At 55.4% G+C, this 16,558-nt stretch carries 12 protein-coding genes and 1 riboswitch; of the genes, 6 read left to right on the top strand and 6 right to left on the bottom strand.

Going from position 1 to position 16,558, the window contains the following annotated elements; genetic code table 11:
- Positions 1-189 precede the first annotated feature (189 nt).
- The gene (locus KGP17_RS24950; protein ID WP_094982851.1) at positions 190-1,839 is read left to right on the top strand and encodes a Na/Pi cotransporter family protein; all 1,650 of its coding nucleotides are present in this window, start codon (positions 190-192) and stop codon (positions 1,837-1,839) included.
- 66 nt (positions 1,840-1,905) lie between these two features.
- On the opposite strand, the gene panS is transcribed toward KGP17_RS24950, so the two are convergent.
- Positions 1,906-2,826: a ketopantoate/pantoate/pantothenate transporter PanS gene (gene panS / locus KGP17_RS24945; RefSeq protein WP_024483999.1), complete on the bottom strand. Its 921-nt coding sequence runs from the start codon at positions 2,824-2,826 to the stop codon at positions 1,906-1,908.
- 259 nt (positions 2,827-3,085) lie between these two features.
- The gene (gene lysC / locus KGP17_RS24940; RefSeq protein WP_223498558.1) at positions 3,086-4,453 is read right to left on the bottom strand and encodes a lysine-sensitive aspartokinase 3; all 1,368 of its coding nucleotides are present in this window, start codon (positions 4,451-4,453) and stop codon (positions 3,086-3,088) included.
- Positions 4,454-4,563: 110 nt separating this feature from the next.
- Positions 4,564-4,757, bottom strand: a riboswitch (Lysine riboswitch).
- A gap of 336 nt (positions 4,758-5,093) precedes the next feature.
- Here lysC and pgi point away from each other — a divergent pair.
- Positions 5,094-6,740: a glucose-6-phosphate isomerase gene (gene pgi / locus KGP17_RS24935; RefSeq protein WP_059199036.1), complete on the top strand. Its 1,647-nt coding sequence runs from the start codon at positions 5,094-5,096 to the stop codon at positions 6,738-6,740.
- A 62-nt stretch (positions 6,741-6,802) separates the two neighbouring features.
- Here the strand turns inward: pgi and KGP17_RS24930 are convergent, their stop codons facing one another.
- A complete protein-coding gene (locus KGP17_RS24930; RefSeq protein WP_223498557.1) occupies positions 6,803-8,239 on the bottom strand; it encodes a capsule assembly Wzi family protein in 1,437 nt (478 codons plus the stop codon).
- 224 nt (positions 8,240-8,463) lie between these two features.
- On the opposite strand from KGP17_RS24930, the gene psiE reads away from it, so the two are divergent.
- Positions 8,464-8,871 (top strand): phosphate-starvation-inducible protein PsiE, encoded by a 408-nt coding sequence (gene psiE, locus KGP17_RS24925; RefSeq protein ID WP_021180827.1) that lies wholly within the window; start codon positions 8,464-8,466, stop codon positions 8,869-8,871.
- An 88-nt stretch (positions 8,872-8,959) separates the two neighbouring features.
- Here the strand turns inward: psiE and malG are convergent, their stop codons facing one another.
- The 3 genes from malG to malE all read right to left on the bottom strand — a co-directional run bounded on the left by malG (position 8,960) and on the right by malE (position 12,727).
- The gene (gene malG, locus KGP17_RS24920) at positions 8,960-9,850 is read right to left on the bottom strand and encodes a maltose ABC transporter permease MalG (protein ID WP_021180826.1); all 891 of its coding nucleotides are present in this window, start codon (positions 9,848-9,850) and stop codon (positions 8,960-8,962) included.
- A gap of 12 nt (positions 9,851-9,862) precedes the next feature.
- Positions 9,863-11,437 carry a maltose ABC transporter permease MalF gene (gene malF / locus KGP17_RS24915; RefSeq protein ID WP_223498556.1) on the bottom strand — a complete coding sequence of 525 codons (1,575 nt, stop codon included), beginning with the start codon at positions 11,435-11,437 and terminating at the stop codon, positions 9,863-9,865.
- Between the two features lie 93 nt (positions 11,438-11,530).
- Entirely contained in the window at positions 11,531-12,727 is a 1,197-nt protein-coding gene (malE, locus tag KGP17_RS24910; protein WP_021180824.1) for a maltose/maltodextrin ABC transporter substrate-binding protein MalE, read from the bottom strand.
- 354 nt (positions 12,728-13,081) lie between these two features.
- Between malE and KGP17_RS24905 the strand changes: the two genes are divergently transcribed.
- From KGP17_RS24905 to KGP17_RS24895, 3 genes are read left to right on the top strand one after another with little or no spacing between them, the layout of a single operon-like run.
- Positions 13,082-14,056, top strand: coding sequence for an alpha-amylase family glycosyl hydrolase (locus KGP17_RS24905; RefSeq protein ID WP_223498555.1), 975 nt, complete (start codon positions 13,082-13,084; stop codon positions 14,054-14,056).
- A complete protein-coding gene (malK, locus tag KGP17_RS24900) occupies positions 14,049-15,164 on the top strand; it encodes a maltose/maltodextrin ABC transporter ATP-binding protein MalK (protein ID WP_059199032.1) in 1,116 nt (371 codons plus the stop codon). The genes KGP17_RS24905 and malK overlap by 8 nt, the downstream gene beginning before the upstream one ends.
- A 29-nt stretch (positions 15,165-15,193) precedes the next feature.
- Complete coding sequence (locus tag KGP17_RS24895) at positions 15,194-16,489, top strand: maltoporin (RefSeq protein ID WP_141234374.1); 1,296 nt, start codon at positions 15,194-15,196, stop codon at positions 16,487-16,489.
- Positions 16,490-16,558: the final 69 nt, after the last annotated feature.

Below are 16,558 nucleotides of genomic sequence, written 5' to 3'. Positions count from 1 at the left end.
TGGAAACTGTTATATTCCGGGTAGTTGCATGATTTCGCTGTTGCATTGATTGATAATGCATGGTGCGCTCTCCCTCTAGAGTATTCCTTCTTGATAGCAATAAGCGATTTGCCGCTGTCCTGCTTAACTGGCGTCTGGCAGGCGGGATAGCCTGTGGTGCCTGCCGGGCGTCAATGGAGCGAGCCTTCCGTGTTGACCCTTCTTAATCTGCTTTCCGCCATTGCGATGCTGGTGTGGGGAACCCATATCGTCCGGACCGGCATCATGCGGGTCTATGGTGCCAATCTGCGCCAGGTTCTGAGCAGCAGCATAGAGAAAAAGCCGCTGGCCTTTGTGGCAGGGATCGGTGTAACCGCGTTGGTGCAAAGCAGCAATGCGACGGCGTTGCTGGTTTCTTCTTTTGTGGCGCAAGGGCTGGTGGGCCTTGGGCCTGCGCTGGTGATTATGCTGGGGGCCGATGTTGGCACGGCGATCATGGCGCGGGTGCTGACGTTCAATCTCTCCTGGCTTTCGCCGCTGCTGATTTTTGTCGGCGTGATTTTATTCCTCAGCCGTAAGCAAACCCGCGTAGGCCAGATGGGGCGCGTCGCCATTGGTCTTGGCCTGATTGTATTGGCGCTGGAACTGATTGTGGCCGCCGCTACGCCGATCACTCAGGGCTATGGCGTCAAAGTGATCTTCTCGTCGCTGACCGGCGATGTCATGCTTGATGCGTTGATCGGCGCCCTGTTTGCCATTATCAGCTATTCCAGCCTGGCAGCTGTACTGTTGACCGCGACGTTGACAGCCTCGGGAGTGATTTCTCTACAGGTGGCGCTGTGCCTGGTGATTGGTGCCAACCTGGGCAGCGGCCTGTTGGTGATGTTGAACACCAGCGGCCAGAATGCCGCAGGCCGTCGCGTGGCGCTGGGTAGCCTGTTGTTCAAACTGCTGGGTAGTGCGCTGGTGCTGCCGTTTGTTTCCCTGATTGCGCACGGCATTGAGCGGTTGCCTGGTAATACAGAAGAGTTGGTGATCTATTTCCACATGTTCTACAACCTGGTGCGTTGTCTGCTACAGGTGCCGTTGTCAGGGCCGATGGCGCGCCTGTGCGAAACGTGGATTGTCGATGCTCCGACAGAGGATCCCCGTTTGCGGCCACGCCACCTCGACGTCAGCGCGCTGGATACGCCAAGTTTGGCACTGGCCAATGCGGCGCGGGAAACCCTGCGGATGGGGGATGTGATAGAGCATATGATGATCCTGCACCATGAGGTATTGCATGGTAAGCGCATCCAGGCCAAAGAAGTTCGTCGTCTGGACGATGACGTTCACGTGCTATACACCGCGATCAAACTTTACCTGGCGCAGATCCAGAAGGAAGACCTGGGAGAGGCGGATTCGCGCCGCTGGGCGGAGATCATCGAAATGGCCCTCAACCTGGAGCAGGCTGGCGACATCATCGAACGTATGGCTAGTGATGTGGCGGATCAATCGCATGGCGCGCGCAGTTCGTTCTCCGCCGAAGGTCTGGCTGAACTGGACCAATTGCATGAAAAGTTGACTGACAATCTGCGCCTTAGCCTATCGGTATTCCTCTCTGGGGATATCACCAGCGCCAAGCGGTTACGCCGTTCCAAACACCGTTTCCGTATTCTAGATCGTCGCTATGCCCATGCGCACGTCGATCGTCTGCATCAGCAAAACGTGCAAAGTATTGAAACCAGTTCGCTGCACCTGGCCCTGTTGGGGGATATGAAGCGGCTTAACTCGCTGTTCTGCGCGGTTGCTTATAACGCGCTGGATCAAGATGAGAAAGATGACGACCGTGATTGGGAGGAAAGCCCTAGAACGCCGTAATGAATGAAGAACAATACCTGCGTAGGGGCGCTGCACATGCCGCGCCCCTTATGAACCTATTTGCTGTTAATCCACTTTCTTGATCGGGCGGCCAGACCAATAGCCTGCCAGCAGTGAACCGGACAGATTGTGCCAAACCGAGAACAGCGCACCCGGTAGTGCGGCCAGCGGTGAGAAGTAAATCTTGCCCAGCGTTGCCGCCAGACCGGAGTTTTGCATACCGACTTCAATAGCCAGCGTACGGCAGGTAGATTCGTCGAAGCCGAGCATTTTTCCTCCCCAGTAGCCCCCGAGCAGCCCGATCCCGTTGTGCAGGATCACCGCAATAATCACCACAAACCCGACCGAAGCAATATGGCTCTGGCTACCCGCGACCACCGCACTGATGATAGCCACAATACACACCATCGACAGGGCTGGCAGATAGGGCTCAACCCGCTTGACGGTTTTGGTAAAGCTGTGGTGGACGATCAGGCCCAGCCCAATAGGGATCACCACGATCTGCAGAATGCTGAATAACATCCCCATGATATCCACGCTGATCTCGGCATCGACATACAGGCGTGTCAGCAACGGGGTGGCAAAGACACCAACCAGAGTCGAAACGGCGGAAATAGTCACCGACAGGGCAACATCGCCTTTAGCCAGATAGATCATCACGTTGGAGGCAGTGCCGCTGGCTACGCTGCCAACGAGTACCATACCGGCGGAGAGATCCGGCGGCATACGGAACAGCATCGCCAGCAGCCAGGCGGCCAGCGGCATAATCAGGTAATGCAGGAAGATCCCCGCCGCTACCGGGCCGGGGCGCGACAGCACGCGCTTGAAGTCATCCAGGCGCAGGGTGACGCCCATGGCAAACATGATCAGCATCAGCAGCGTACTGACGTAAGGGCTGATACCGGTAAAGGTCGACGGGGTGTAATAGGCCGCAATAGACAGCAGCACGGCCCATAATGGGAATAAGCGTGTGATTTTTGCCAGCATGAGAGAGGTTATCCTTTGCCAATATTGAACGGGTGTGGTGGTGTGTGTTGTGGTGGGCTCAGTTTGCTGAGCCTCTGTAGATTCAGTTAAGGCCAATCAATTTCCCTTCACCCCAGCCCTCTCCCGATATGGCGTCCAGGGATGCCTGTTGTACTGTGGTGGGGAGAGGGGGCGAGTTCGGAGCTACAGGTAGGTGCAGATATTAACCTGTGGCACGTTCAGTCCCCTCTCCCTGTGGGAGAGGGTTAGGGTGAGGGGCTTACTCAAACAGATTGTGATGCAGCGTTTGTACCACGCGCTCAGCATCATCACCCGGCACCAGGAAGCACAGGTTATAGCTGCTGGCTCCGTAACAGATCATGCGGATATTGAACGGATCCAGCACGCCGAACACCTCTTTACCGACGCCGCAAGCTTGGGAGAGCTTGTTGCCGATCAGGGCGACCAGCGCCAGATTTTCTTCCACTTCTACCCGGCACAGCGAGGACAATTCGGTGAGTAGGGAGGTGGTTAACAGACTGCCGCCGGTGGTGGTGGAACCGGTGGTATCCATGGTTAATGCCACGCTGACTTCGGAAGTGGTGATCAGATCGACCGAGATATTATGCCGGGCCAGAATGTTGAACACTTCGGCCAGGAAGCCGCGTGCATGCAACATGTTCAGGCTGTGCAGCGTCAGTAGGGTTTGCTTGCGACGTAAGGCCAGCGCGCGGAACAGCGGCGGGTTTTCCGTGGTATTGCACACCAGCGTGCCACCCGCGGCAGGATCTTTGCTTGAGCCGACGAAGACCGGGATGTTGCTGCGCACGGCAGGTAGCAGAGTGGCCGGGTGCAGCACTTTGGCACCGAAGGTGGCCATTTCCGCCGCCTCTTCAAAGGCAATTTTATCGATACGTTTGGCGGCAGGCACCACGCGTGGGTCGGTGGTATAAATACCCGGAACATCAGTCCAGATATCCACGCGGCTGACGTTTAACGCTTCACCCAGCAGGGCCGCAGTAAAGTCACTGCCGCCACGGCCCAGCGTAGTGGTGCGGCCTTTGGGTTCGCAGCCGATAAAGCCCTGAGTGATCACCAAAGCATGTTGCAAGCGGGGCTTCAACAGGGTTTGAGCCAACTCGGTCAGCGCAGCGCTATCCGGTACGGCGCGGCCGAAATGGTCGTCGGTACGCATCACTTTACGCACATCGAACCATTCTGCCTGAACCTTACGGTCGCGCAGAATTTCCACAAACAGCAGGGTAGACATCAGCTCGCCATGGCTGACCAGTTCATCGGTCAGTGCGGCAGAGGTGGCCAGCGCAGCGGCCTCCGACAGCGTGGTGATATTTTCCAGCATACGGTCGATTTCTTCGCGGATCACCATCGGGTTCTCGAGGCGATCGAGAATGGCGTATTGAATGCGGCGGATTTCGGCCAGCTGTTCGTTGCGCTTGTCGGCGTCGCAACCTTCGGCCAGGGCCACCAACAGGTTGGTGATACCGGCAGAGGCGGAGAGAACCACCAAGCGGACATCGGGATTAGAAAGTACCACGTCGGCGCTGCGGTTCATCGCCTCGAAATCGGCCACGCTGGTGCCGCCGAATTTGGCTACTACGGTTGCGTTTTGGGGTGCTGCTTGAGTCATGTAAAACCTCGTGTCAGGGACGCCATTCAAATTGGCATTTAATTTCCATAAGCCTTGGCACAAGGGAAGAGCGGTAAACAGGGAGCAGGCGTAGAGGTTGAGGCTACGATACACCCAGAAGCGCCCCACCTTGCTGACTGCACATTCAGAGCAGCCCATGGTGACAACTCAGGGGATTCAGCCCCTGTAGCCGACGTGATGATTGCCGTAAGCATCTCGCCTCGGCGTCGCTCCCCCTCCTGTGCCGTCATCGGATAATGGCTCCTCTGACACTCTACCTGGGCGACGCGCCTCTTCTGGCTTGCACAATGGATATGCAAGTAGGCTGTTAGGAATAACGGGTTTATTGGCTACTGTCAACGGGTAGACGCTGAGGGATTTTCATCTGCGCTCTGGAAGAAGCAGAGCGACCGAATATTGCGGACTGCGCATGAAGAGAAAAGCGTGATGAGAAGGACGTTTCAGCGTCGTGATAACAGGCTGTTAGGTGAAATATCAGCAGATTGTTGTGGAAAGGTAAAAATGGAGTGCGGCGGCCTGAGAGTTAACGCCTATCGCAAGAAAAGAGATCATAATCACAGTCGAACAGGCTACAATCGGTCCATTACCTCCTATTCATTCTCAAGCATAAGAGCGCGCTATGAAAAATATCAATCCTAGTCAAACCGCTGCTTGGCAAGCCCTGCAGCAACATTTCGAACAAATCAAAGACGTCCAGATCCGTGACCTGTTTGCTCAGGATAGTGAGCGTTTCTCCAAGTTCTCTGCCACTTTCAACGATCAGATGCTGGTGGATTACTCCAAAAACCGCATCACCGCAGAAACCCTGGAGAAGCTGCAGGCACTGGCGAAAGAAACCGATCTGCAAAGTGCGATCAAATCGATGTTCTCCGGTGAGAAAATCAACCGTACTGAAGATCGCGCCGTGCTGCATGTTGCCCTGCGTAACCGCAGTAACACGCCAATCATTGTTGATGGCAAGGACGTGATGCCAGAAGTCAATGCGGTGCTGGCGAAGATGAAACAGTTCTGCGACCGTGTCATCGGTGGTGACTGGAAAGGTTATACCGGTAAACCGATTACCGACGTGGTCAACATCGGCATCGGCGGCTCAGACCTCGGCCCTTATATGGCAACCGAAGCGCTACGCCCGTATAAAAACCACCTGAACATGCACTTTGTTTCCAACGTAGACGGCACCCATATTGCCGAAACGCTAAAACCGTTGGATCCGGCGACGACCCTGTTCCTGGTGGCGTCTAAAACCTTCACGACCCAGGAAACCATGACTAACGCCCTCAGCGCGCGCGACTGGTTCCTGAGCACTGCTGGCGATCAGCAGCACGTCGCGAAACACTTCGCCGCGCTGTCTACCAATGGTAAAGCGGTAGCCGAGTTTGGTATCGACACTGACAATATGTTCGAATTCTGGGACTGGGTGGGTGGCCGTTACTCTCTGTGGTCGGCAATCGGCCTGTCTATCGCGCTGTCTCTGGGCTTTGAAAACTTCGAGCAGCTGCTGAGCGGCGCGCATGAGATGGACAAACACTTTGCCCAGACGCCTGCTGAGCAAAACCTGCCGGTGCTGTTGGCGCTGATCGGTATCTGGTACAACAATTTCTTCGGCGCAGAAACCGAAGCGATCCTGCCGTACGACCAGTATATGCACCGTTTTGCCGCTTATTTCCAACAGGGCAACATGGAGTCAAACGGCAAATACGTTGACCGTAACGGCAACCCGGTAGATTACCAGACCGGCCCGATTATCTGGGGTGAACCAGGCACCAACGGCCAGCATGCGTTCTATCAACTGATCCATCAGGGGACCAAACTGGTGCCTTGTGACTTTATCGCTCCGGCCATCAGCCATAATCCACTGAGTGACCACCACGCGAAACTGCTGTCGAACTTCTTCGCACAGACGGAAGCGCTGGCGTTTGGCAAGTCACTGGACGTGGTTGAGGAAGAGTTCGCCGCACAGGGTAAAACGCCGGAAGAGGTCAAGCACGTTGCTCCATTCAAAGTGTTTGAAGGCAACCGTCCAACCAACTCCATCCTGCTGCGCGAAATCACTCCGTTCAGCCTGGGTAGCCTGATTGCCCTGTACGAGCACAAGATCTTCACCCAAGGCGCGATCCTCAACATCTTCACCTTCGACCAATGGGGCGTAGAGCTGGGTAAACAGCTGGCTAACCGTATTCTGCCGGAACTGGCGGGTAAAGAAGCGGTGACCAGCCACGACACCTCAACCAACGGCTTGATCAATCGCTTTAAAGCCTGGCGTTAAGTTGCTCTGAATTGCAGCCAATAAAAAACCCGCCGCGGCGGGTTTTTTGACATCTGCAGGGATTACAGATTGATCGGTACTGCCAGGCTGACACCGGCACCCACGTCATCGGCGGTGCTGTTGTTGTTATCGGTGTACCACAGGCTGGTATCAAATTTCACTTGTGAAGCGAAGTTATAACCCCAACCCAACTGAATGCCTTTCAGCGTGTCAGATTTCGGGAATGCCTGGTTAATGCTCTGGTTCAGCGGGTTCACCTTGGCATACACCAGGCGAGTGCTCCAGCGCTGGCCATCGTCCAGCACCAGCTCGACACGGCCGGACAGCATTTGCCCGTCACCGCCCATAGCGTGACCCAGCGGGTAACCCTGCTGGTAGTAGCCGTCTTTATAGGTATGATGTGTATAAACATAACCCTTACGGCTCATATCGGCGCGAGTATCAGCCCCTTCGATATACCAGTTGATAACGGTTGGGCCCCACTCTGGGTGACCTTCCAGGCCGAGCAGGTAGGTGTTTTGTGATGGCAGGTAGCCGGCCTCATCTTCCCCCACCAACTGGCCATACAGGCTGACCGGCATACCGATCAATGGCTGCATTTTCAGCTTGAAGTCGAAACCGGCAAGCTGGTTGCCCGGATCGTTACCTTGGCCGGAGTCGTCGTTATCGCGGCCAGCAAAGGCGTCCCAGAATGAGCTGAAGGACTGCGGACGACCATCGCCACCCCACTGCATAATGCGTGAGGCACCCAGTTCCAGGAAGTCGGTTGGCATCATGGTCAGACGGCCACCGATCAGTTTGGTGTTAGGTACTGCGGTATATTGTGACAGTTGACCTGCGGTGATCTGATATTGCCAACGACCAATCCAGGACAGCCAAGGCGTTTCAAACGGGGATTGATCGGCACGTTGCAGCATAAAGCCAGCCACCGGGCGTGCCGCGTCGGAACGGATCAGGCTGCCGTCATAGCCAGGGCCCCACCATTGAGAGACCTCACCGAATGACAGCCACTGGTTCCACACTTTGATGGCACCGTATGAGCCGTTCAGGTTGAATTTGGAACCATCAGAGACGCGCTGATCGCCTTCCACGGCACCTTGCAGGCGCACGTCCCAGAACTCACCGTTGGCACCGGCGCCGATGGTCAGGCTGCTGTCGGCATAGTGACTTTGGCCGAAGCCCTGCGGCGTGCCCGGTTTGTCGGTAGAGGTATAACCGGTGACGGTAATATTGGCTTTTAAGTCACCCACCCGGCGTTGTACGCGGTCAATGACGGTTTTTTCTGTGTTGGTCACCGGCTTGGCTTGCGCCAGCACCGAGTTGATCTCTTCCTGACTTAGCGGCCAGGTAGACAGGCTGACGTTAATCACACCGCGATCGGATAACCAGGCGAGGTCATTGCGCAGATCGTTATCAGGAGTCACCAGTCCGCCGGCGTAGCTGGCAAACGAACAGGTGAAAAGGCCTGCCGCGACCAGTGCGTGGAGTTTAGCTCGCATGAAAGTTCCTTTCTAGATTACGGGAATTTGGAGGCATAATGCCTGAGATTACGCCCATGATAGAGGACATTTCAATTTGCTACAAATATATACAAGCGTAATCAATTCACATAACTGATTGAAAATAGGGTGATTCGCCTGAAAATAAACCCTCAGGGCAACTTTAGGAAAAAGCCCATTAGGTATTTTCTGCACTAATAACTGGCCGAACGACGGGAGAAGTCATGGCAAAAACATCACGATCATTGATGATCGCCAAAGGGTTACAGCGGGTACTGAACGTAGGGTTGCTGCTGTTGGCGGCGATTTTGGTAGTTTTTTTGGTCAAAGAAACCTTTCATTTGGCGAAAGTATTATTCGTCAGCAACGAGGAGTCTTCTTCGTATCAGCTGATTGAAGGGATTGTGATTTATTTCCTCTACTTCGAATTTATCGCCTTGATTGTTAAATACTTTGAGTCGGGTTATCACTTCCCGCTACGCTACTTTATCTATATTGGCATTACCGCGATTATTCGTTTGATCATCGTTGATCATGAAAACCCTTTCGACACGCTGGTTTATTCCGGCGCCATATTATTACTGGTAGTGACCTTGTATCTGGCCAACACCGATCGGCTGAAGCGGGAGTAAAAATAAAAATGGCGGCCCAGCGAAGGCCGCCAAAGACACAGTTCATAGAGAGAAGCAAAGTACATCAAACGTATTGCAGTGGCATAAATTAACCTTTCACCCCTCCCGCCGTCAGGCCACCGACCAACCAGCGCTGTGCCAGCAGGAATACGGCGGTGATCGGAATGGCGGACAGCACAGCGGCGGCGGCAAAGTCACCCCACAGATAGTTCTGCGGATTGAGGTATTGCTGCATGCCGACGGCCAGCGTGTAGCTGTTCACGTCACGTAACAGCAGTGAAGCCACTGGCACCTCGGTGATCGCCGCGATAAACGACAGAATAAACACCACCGCCAGGATCGGAACTGAAAGGGGCAGCAGCACCAGGCGGAACGCTTGCCAAGGCGTGGCACCGTCCAGGGCGGCGGCTTCTTCCAACGAGTTATCGATGGTTTCGAAGTAGCCTTTTATGGTCCATACGTGCAGCGCAATACCGCCCATATAGGCGAATATCACACCGCCATGGGTATTGAGGCCGATAAACGGAATGTACTGCCCCAGGCGATCGAACAGGGCGTACAGCGCGACCAAAGACAGCACCGCCGGGAACATCTGGAAGATCAGCATGCTTTTCAGCAGGGTGCTTTTGCCACGAAAACGCATACGGGCAAAGGCGTAGGCACAGGTGGTAGAGAGCGTCACTATGCCCACGGCGGTGATTGCCGCGACCTTAACCGAGTTCCACAGCCATAACAGCACTGGGAAAGGCGGTGGGGTGATACTGCCATCCGCCTGGGTGACGCTCATCCCCAGCGCCAGCCGCCAGTGGTCCCAGGAGATCTGATCCGGGATCAGACTGCCGGTGGCAAAATTACCGGAGCGTAGCGAAATCGCCACTACCATCAGCAACGGGAACATGATCAGGGCAATAAAGCTCAGCATCAGAATATGGGTGATCCACAGGCGTACGCGCTGGGATTTGGGTTGCACCATGGCCATTGTCGTTCTCCCTTAGTCAAAGTTCATCTTGCTGGCTTTCAGGTTCAGGATCGCCAGTGCGCCAACCAACAGGAAAATCAGCGTGGCAATGGCCGCCGCCAGCCCGAAGTCCTGACCCCCACCGCCTTCAAACGCGATGCGATAGGTGTAGCTCACCAACAGATCGGTATAGCCGGCCGGTGTGGTGGTGCCGATCATGTCTGGCCCGCCGCGGGTCAGCAGTTGGATCAGCACGAAGTTGTTAAAGTTGAAGGCAAAGCTGGCAATCATCAGCGGCGTCAACGGCTTGATCAGCAATGGCAGGGTGATACGGAAGAAATTCTGCATCGGGCTGGCGCCGTCCATTGCCGAGGCTTCATACAGATCGTCGGGAATGGCTTTCAGCAGGCCCATGCACAGGATCATCATGTACGGATAACCCAGCCAGGTATTGACGACCAGGATCATGCTTTTGGCGGTGAGCGGATCGGTAAACCAGGCCGGTTTAATGCCGAACAGCGCGTTGAGCATCAGGTTGATTTCACCGAAGCTCTGGTTAAATAACCCTTTGAAAATCAGAATGGAAATAAACGAAGGCACCGCGTAAGGCAGGATCAGCAACACCCGATACACCGCTTTGCCTTTCAGCGCTTCCCACTGCACCACGCAGGCCAGCACCATGCCTACGGCCACGGTGAGGATCACGGTCATCACCGAGAAAATAATGGTCCAGACAAAGATGGAGATAAACGGCTTCTGGATGCCTTCATCGTTGAGCACCCGTAAGAAGTTTTTCCAGCCGATGGTGACGGTATAACCCGGGCTGAGGGTGTCGGTGGCCCAATTACCCTCGGCATTGATGGCCTGATAGAAACCGATATCCGGGTTAGGGCGATACTGTACCTGTGTCTGGTTATCGGTCAGCGTGCCGTCTTTGCCTAGCGTGTATAACGGGCTGGTGCCGGAGAACTGGCGCAGGGAACTCATGCGCAGCTCGCCACCTTCCGGCAGGATGGCGACAAGCTGGCTCAGCGTCTGGCGATTCTGGGTGATCACGCGCAGCGTAGCACGCTCACCGGCAGGCTCTGTGCTTTCGACCGCCAATTTCAATGTTTGTGGCTCGGTGGCGTTGAGGCTGAACGGTTCGGAAATCAGTAACTGACCGCTGTCCGGATGAGTTAATTGCAGACGCCACCGTTGGTTTTCTGCCGGATACAGCCCAAAGGTGAAGGTTTTACCGGTCTGGAACTGGCGTTGCATCAATACCGACTGAGCGCGTTCAAAGGTCAGTTGGTTGGTGCTGCTGTAGTTGGTAAAGGCGATAGCGATGGTACAGATCAGCGGGAACAGGACGAACAGCCCCATCCCGGCGACGCCTGGATAGACATAGCGCCAGGCATAGGCACGGCGGTTGGCAAACACGTAGAGCCCGGCACTGACCAGCACCAGCGTCAGGATAGCGAACAGATATTCTCCCTGTGCATACATCACCACAATCAGATAGCAGGTCACCAGGCTGAACAGGCCGACAATCAGCCATTTCAGTATGTCACTCTGCCACCACTTCGATTTTTTTCGCGCGGGTGTTCCGGCGTGAGCAAGTTGCATAGGGCTTTCCTTTCAGGTGTTACCGCGAGAGGCCCTAGGCCTCCCACACAGCAGGGCAAAGGCGGGCATCACAGCCCGCCAATGGCCAGGGTATTACTTGGTGATACGGGTATGAGCATCTTCCAGTGCGGCTTTCACCGTCTGGCGGCCAGTGATGGCGTTGATCACGGCGCTACGCATTGCATACCAGAAGGTACTCATCTGCGGGATGTTTGGCATGATTTCGCCGTTTTGCGAGTTTTGCATGGTGGCGGCAATCTTCGGATCTTTTGCCAACTGCTCCTGGAACGATTTCAGCGCCACGGCACCCAACGGTTTGTCTTTGTTAACGTCAGCCAGGCCCTGATCGGTGATCAGGTAGTTCTCCAGGAACTCGGTCGCCAGCTCTTTGTTCGGGCTGGCGGCGTTGATGCCCGCGGTCAGCACGCCAACGAACGGCTTGGACGGCTTGCCCTGGAAGGTTGGCAGCAGCGTGACGCCATAGTTGATTTTGCTTTGCTCGATGTTGGTCCAGGCCCAAGGCCCGTTGATGGTCATCGCCGTCTGGCCCTTGTTGAAAGCGGCTTCGGCAATCGAGTAATCGGTATCGGCGTTGATGTGCTTGTTCTTCACCAGATCGACGATGAACTGCAGGCCAGCCTGTGAACCGGCGTTGGCTACGCCCACGTCTTTGATGTTGTATTTGCCATCTTCAAACTTGAAGGCATAACCGCCATTGGCGGCAATGACTGGCCAGGTGAAGTAGGGTTCTTGCAGGTTCCACATGATGGCGCTTTTGCCTTTGGCGCGCAGCTCTTTATCCAGCGCCGGGATCTCTTCCCAGGTTTTTGGCGCTTCTTTGATCAGGTCTTTGTTATAAATCAGCGACAGGGCTTCCACCGCGATCGGGTAACCGATCAGCTTGCCGTCAAAGCGTACCGCATCCCAGGTGAACGGATAGATTTTTTCCTGGAAGGCTTTGGAAGGGTGGATTTCTGCCAACAGGCCCGATTGCGCGTAGCCCCCGAAACGGTCGTGAGCCCAGAAGATGATGTCCGGACCGTCACCGGTAGCGGCAACCTGCGGGAACTTCTCTTCCAGTTTGTCCGGATGTTCAATGGTCACTTTGATACCGGTGTCTTTCTCAAACTTTTTACCCACCTCGGCCAGGCCGTTATAGCCTTTATCGCCGTTGATCCAGATAACCAGTTTGCCTTCTTCTATTTTGGCGAAAGCGGAGGAGGAGAGCACCAGCGTTGTTAATGCTGAAAGCGCAAGCCGGCGTACGGTTGTTGTCATTGTGCGATTCATAAATCCAATCCTTCTGTGGGGACTGCGGTAAGGAGAGCGGTTACGCGCTAATAGTGGGTCACAACCCGCTGTGTTCTCATCCTCCCCCCGTCTACGCCCCATGCCTGAGTAGTGTGATCCAGCTAGCAAACCGCCCTATTCTGTGGTGTCGGACACGAAAAGACAGGGCTATTTTTGCAAGGAAGATCACAGATTTGCCTTATGCCGGGAACTTTCGCCGCGCATCGTCGTTCTCTCATCCTCCCATCTCCTCCCCCATGAAAAATCCTGTTACGGATGATTACCCCTTCTTGCCGTTACCCCACTATTGGCAACATTGATTTTTACCGCCTAACGCTGCAGGAACCCGGACCTATGTCACCAGTGCGTACCGCCACTCACCCCACGCTGTACCGGATCCATCCGGTCAGTTTCCGCGATGGAAACGGCGATGGTGTGGGCGACATGCACGGCATGATGGCGGCGCTGCCCTATCTGAAAGCACTGGCGGTGGACGGGCTGTTATTGCCGCAGGCGTTATCGCCAGAGGCTGGAGCGGAAGTCGCCGGGCACGGGCTGGCACTTTGGCACAGTGAAGGCTCTCAGCGTATCTGCCGCAGTGCTGCTCCCGAACAGCACTATGTCCGCAGCGCGTTGGCGCTGGAAGTGGTGCCGTTCAGCTGCGAAAAGCTGGTGGAGGTGTTGCATACCCATCGTCACCAACTGGGCGAAAAAGTCTGGAGCACCGGCGAAATCGATCAGCCGCGAGTGGTCAGCCATTGGGGGCAAGGCGATCTGCGTTCTGCACAGGCTTTCCTGACCCTGTTGGCATTACTGCCCGCACCTATCTGCTTGTATCAGGGCGAAGAGCTGGGCTTGCCACACGCGGCGGATCTGCAAGAACCGCAGGGGGCACAAACCCCGATGCCTTGGCATGAAGCGCCGGAGCAGGTCACCGCAGGAGAGATCCATTGGTATCAACAGGTGGCGATAGAACACCGTGCGCTGGCCATCAGCCGCCAGCAACACGACCACCATTCAACCTTACGTTACTGCCAGGCCCTGTTGGCTCTGCGTCAGCACCCGGTGATCCAATGTGGTGTTCTGAACCAGATCAGCCAGGAAAATGGCGTTATTCGCTTACTTATTACCCATCAGGATCAATGCCTTGAAGCGCTGATCAACCTACAGCCTTATACTCAGCCGGCTGCACCGGCTGAGGCGACCAAGCCTATGGCATGGCAGTACGGTGCGCAGCAAGAGGGTCATCAATGGGTCTTGGCGGGCTTCGGTTCCGCCATCTTCACACGAAATGTTAACTGCGAAAGCAGGGGAGTAACGCATGGCTAGCGTCACACTGCGCAGCGTTTATAAGGCCTTCGGCGAGGTCGTGATTTCCAAAGACGTCAATCTGACTATCGATGACGGCGAGTTTGTGGTGTTTGTCGGGCCATCCGGCTGCGGTAAATCAACGCTGCTGCGCATGATCGCCGGGCTTGAGGATATTACCTCTGGCGATCTGTTCATCGGTGAGAAACGGATGAATGAGGTGCCGCCTTCCGAGCGCGGTATCGGCATGGTGTTCCAGTCTTACGCGCTGTATCCGCATCTGTCCGTGGCCGACAACATGTCGTTTGGCCTGAAGCTGGCCGGGGCTAAAAAAGCGGAAATCAATCAGCGGGTTAATCAGGTGTCTGAAGTGCTGCAATTAGCGCATTTGCTGGACCGACGCCCAAAAGCCCTGTCCGGTGGGCAGCGTCAGCGTGTGGCGATTGGCCGTACGCTGGTGGCTGAGCCGGATGTGTTCCTGCTGGACGAACCGCTTTCCAACCTGGATGCCGCACTGCGGGTGCAGATGCGCATTGAGATCTCACGTCTGCACAAGCGGCTGCAGCGCACCATGATTTACGTCACTCACGATCAGGTTGAAGCGATGACGCTGGCCGACAAAATCGTGGTGCTGGACGCCGGGCGTGTGGCCCAGATCGGCAAGCCGTTGGAACTCTATCACTACCCGGCCAACCGCTTTGTCGCGGGCTTTATCGGCTCGCCAAAAATGAATTTCCTGCCGGTGAAAGTGACCGGTGTGGAAGCGCTGCGGGTACAGATCGAACTGCCGATGCCCAATCGCCAATTGGTATGGCTGCCGGTTGAGGGGGAGGGCATTGAGGTTGGGGCCAACCTGTCGTTGGGGATCCGCCCAGAACATCTGTTACCGAGTTCCGAGTCTGAAGTGACATTGATGGGTGAAGTACAGGTGGTGGAGCAGCTCGGCAACGAGACGCAAATCCATATCCAAATTCCGGCAATTCGTCAAAACCTGGTTTACCGCCAGAACGACGTGGTGCTGGTAGAAGAAGGTGCAACATTCGCCATCGGCCTGCCGCCACACCGCTGCCACCTGTTCCGCGAGGACGGGACGGCGTGTAAACGGCTGCATCAGGAACCGGGTGTTTAAAGCATCAAGGTCTGTATAACAGGAGAATAATGATGACTACTCTGCGCAAACTTCCTCTGACTCTGGCTGTCGCCGCCGGTGTCTTATCCTCATCAGCGATGGCGGTGGATTTCCACGGCTACGCACGTTCCGGTATCGGTTGGACCGGGAGCGGCGGTGAGCAACAGTGTTTCCAGACCACCGGTGCCAGCAGTAAGTATCGTCTGGGTAACGAATGTGAAACCTATGCGGAACTGAAACTGGGCCAGGAAGTGTGGAAAGAGGGCGACAAGAGCTTCTACTTCGACACCAACGTGGCCTATTCCGTGTCGCAACAGTCTGATTGGGAATCGACCAATCCGGCCTTCCGTGAAGTGAACGTGCAGGGTAAAAACCTGATCGACGCGTTGCCAGGTGCCAACATGTGGGCCGGTAAGCGCTTCTATCAACGTCATGACGTCCATATGATCGACTTCTACTACTGGGACATCTCAGGTCCTGGTGCCGGTCTGGAAAATATCGACCTGGGCTTCGGCAAGCTGTCTGCTGCCGTGACCCGTAACACCGAATCCGGTGGTTCCTTAGGTTATATCGACAATCAACGTGACGAGCGTCCAACCGTCAACGATACCTACGACCTGCGTTTGGCTGGCCTTGAGCTGAATCCTGGCGGTACGTTGGAACTGGGTGTGGATTATGGCCGTGCCAATGAGCAAGACGGTTACCACCTGGTCGACGGGGCAAGCAAAGACGGTTGGATGTTTACCGCGGAACATACCCAGAGCATCCTGGGCGGCTTCAACAAATTCACGGTACAGTACGCCACCGATTCCATGACTGCGCAGAACAACGGCCGCAGCCAAGGTTCTTCCATTGATAACAACGGCAAGATGATCCGCGTGCTGGATCACGGTGCCATCGACTTCAACGATGATTGGGCAATGATGTATGTTGCCATGTATCAGGACGTTAACCGCGACAATGACAACGGCACCACCTGGTACACCGTGGGCGTGCGCCCAATGTACAAATGGACGCCAATCATGAGCACCTTGATGGAAGTTGGCTACGACAACGTGAAGTCGCAACGTACTGGCGATCGCAACGGCCAATACAAAGTCACCCTGGCACAACAGTGGCAAGCGGGTAACAGCATCTGGTCACGTCCGGCGATCCGTGTCTTCGCGACCTACGCCAACTGGGATGAGAAGTGGGGCTACGCAAACAACGATTCCGGTGCGGGCTACAACGCAGGTACGGCTTATAACGATACCAGCATGCATACCTTCAGCCGTGGTAAAGACAGCGAAGTCACCTTCGGTGCCCAGATGGAAATCTGGTGGTAATACTGGCTTGACGGGAGGGCGCCTGTACGCCCTCCCTCTTACCGTTTAACCGGCAGTAGTGCGCTTGCC

This window comes from Serratia sp. JSRIV001, from assembly GCF_019968745.1.
GTDB classification, from domain to species: domain Bacteria; phylum Pseudomonadota; class Gammaproteobacteria; order Enterobacterales; family Enterobacteriaceae; genus Chania; species Chania fonticola_B.
Note: the sequence above shows the minus strand (reverse complement) of the source record. Positions and strands in the feature narration are given on the sequence as shown.

What these genes read in the sequence shown, in the direction of transcription:
- panS (WP_024483999.1), bottom strand. Translation starts at nt 2,826, where the DNA reads ATGCTGGCAAAAATCACACGCTTATTCCCATTATGGGCCGTGCTGCTG.
- lysC (WP_223498558.1), bottom strand. Translation starts at nt 4,453, where the DNA reads ATGACTCAAGCAGCACCCCAAAACGCAACCGTAGTAGCCAAATTCGGC.
- pgi (WP_059199036.1), top strand. Translation starts at nt 5,094, where the DNA reads ATGAAAAATATCAATCCTAGTCAAACCGCTGCTTGGCAAGCCCTGCAG.
- KGP17_RS24930 (WP_223498557.1), bottom strand. Translation starts at nt 8,239, where the DNA reads ATGCGAGCTAAACTCCACGCACTGGTCGCGGCAGGCCTTTTCACCTGT.
- psiE (WP_021180827.1), top strand. Translation starts at nt 8,464, where the DNA reads ATGGCAAAAACATCACGATCATTGATGATCGCCAAAGGGTTACAGCGG.
- malG (WP_021180826.1), bottom strand. Translation starts at nt 9,850, where the DNA reads ATGGCCATGGTGCAACCCAAATCCCAGCGCGTACGCCTGTGGATCACC.
- malF (WP_223498556.1), bottom strand. Translation starts at nt 11,437, where the DNA reads ATGCAACTTGCTCACGCCGGAACACCCGCGCGAAAAAAATCGAAGTGG.
- malE (WP_021180824.1), bottom strand. Translation starts at nt 12,727, where the DNA reads ATGAATCGCACAATGACAACAACCGTACGCCGGCTTGCGCTTTCAGCA.
- KGP17_RS24905 (WP_223498555.1), top strand. Translation starts at nt 13,082, where the DNA reads ATGTCACCAGTGCGTACCGCCACTCACCCCACGCTGTACCGGATCCAT.
- malK (WP_059199032.1), top strand. Translation starts at nt 14,049, where the DNA reads ATGGCTAGCGTCACACTGCGCAGCGTTTATAAGGCCTTCGGCGAGGTC.
- KGP17_RS24895 (WP_141234374.1), top strand. Translation starts at nt 15,194, where the DNA reads ATGATGACTACTCTGCGCAAACTTCCTCTGACTCTGGCTGTCGCCGCC.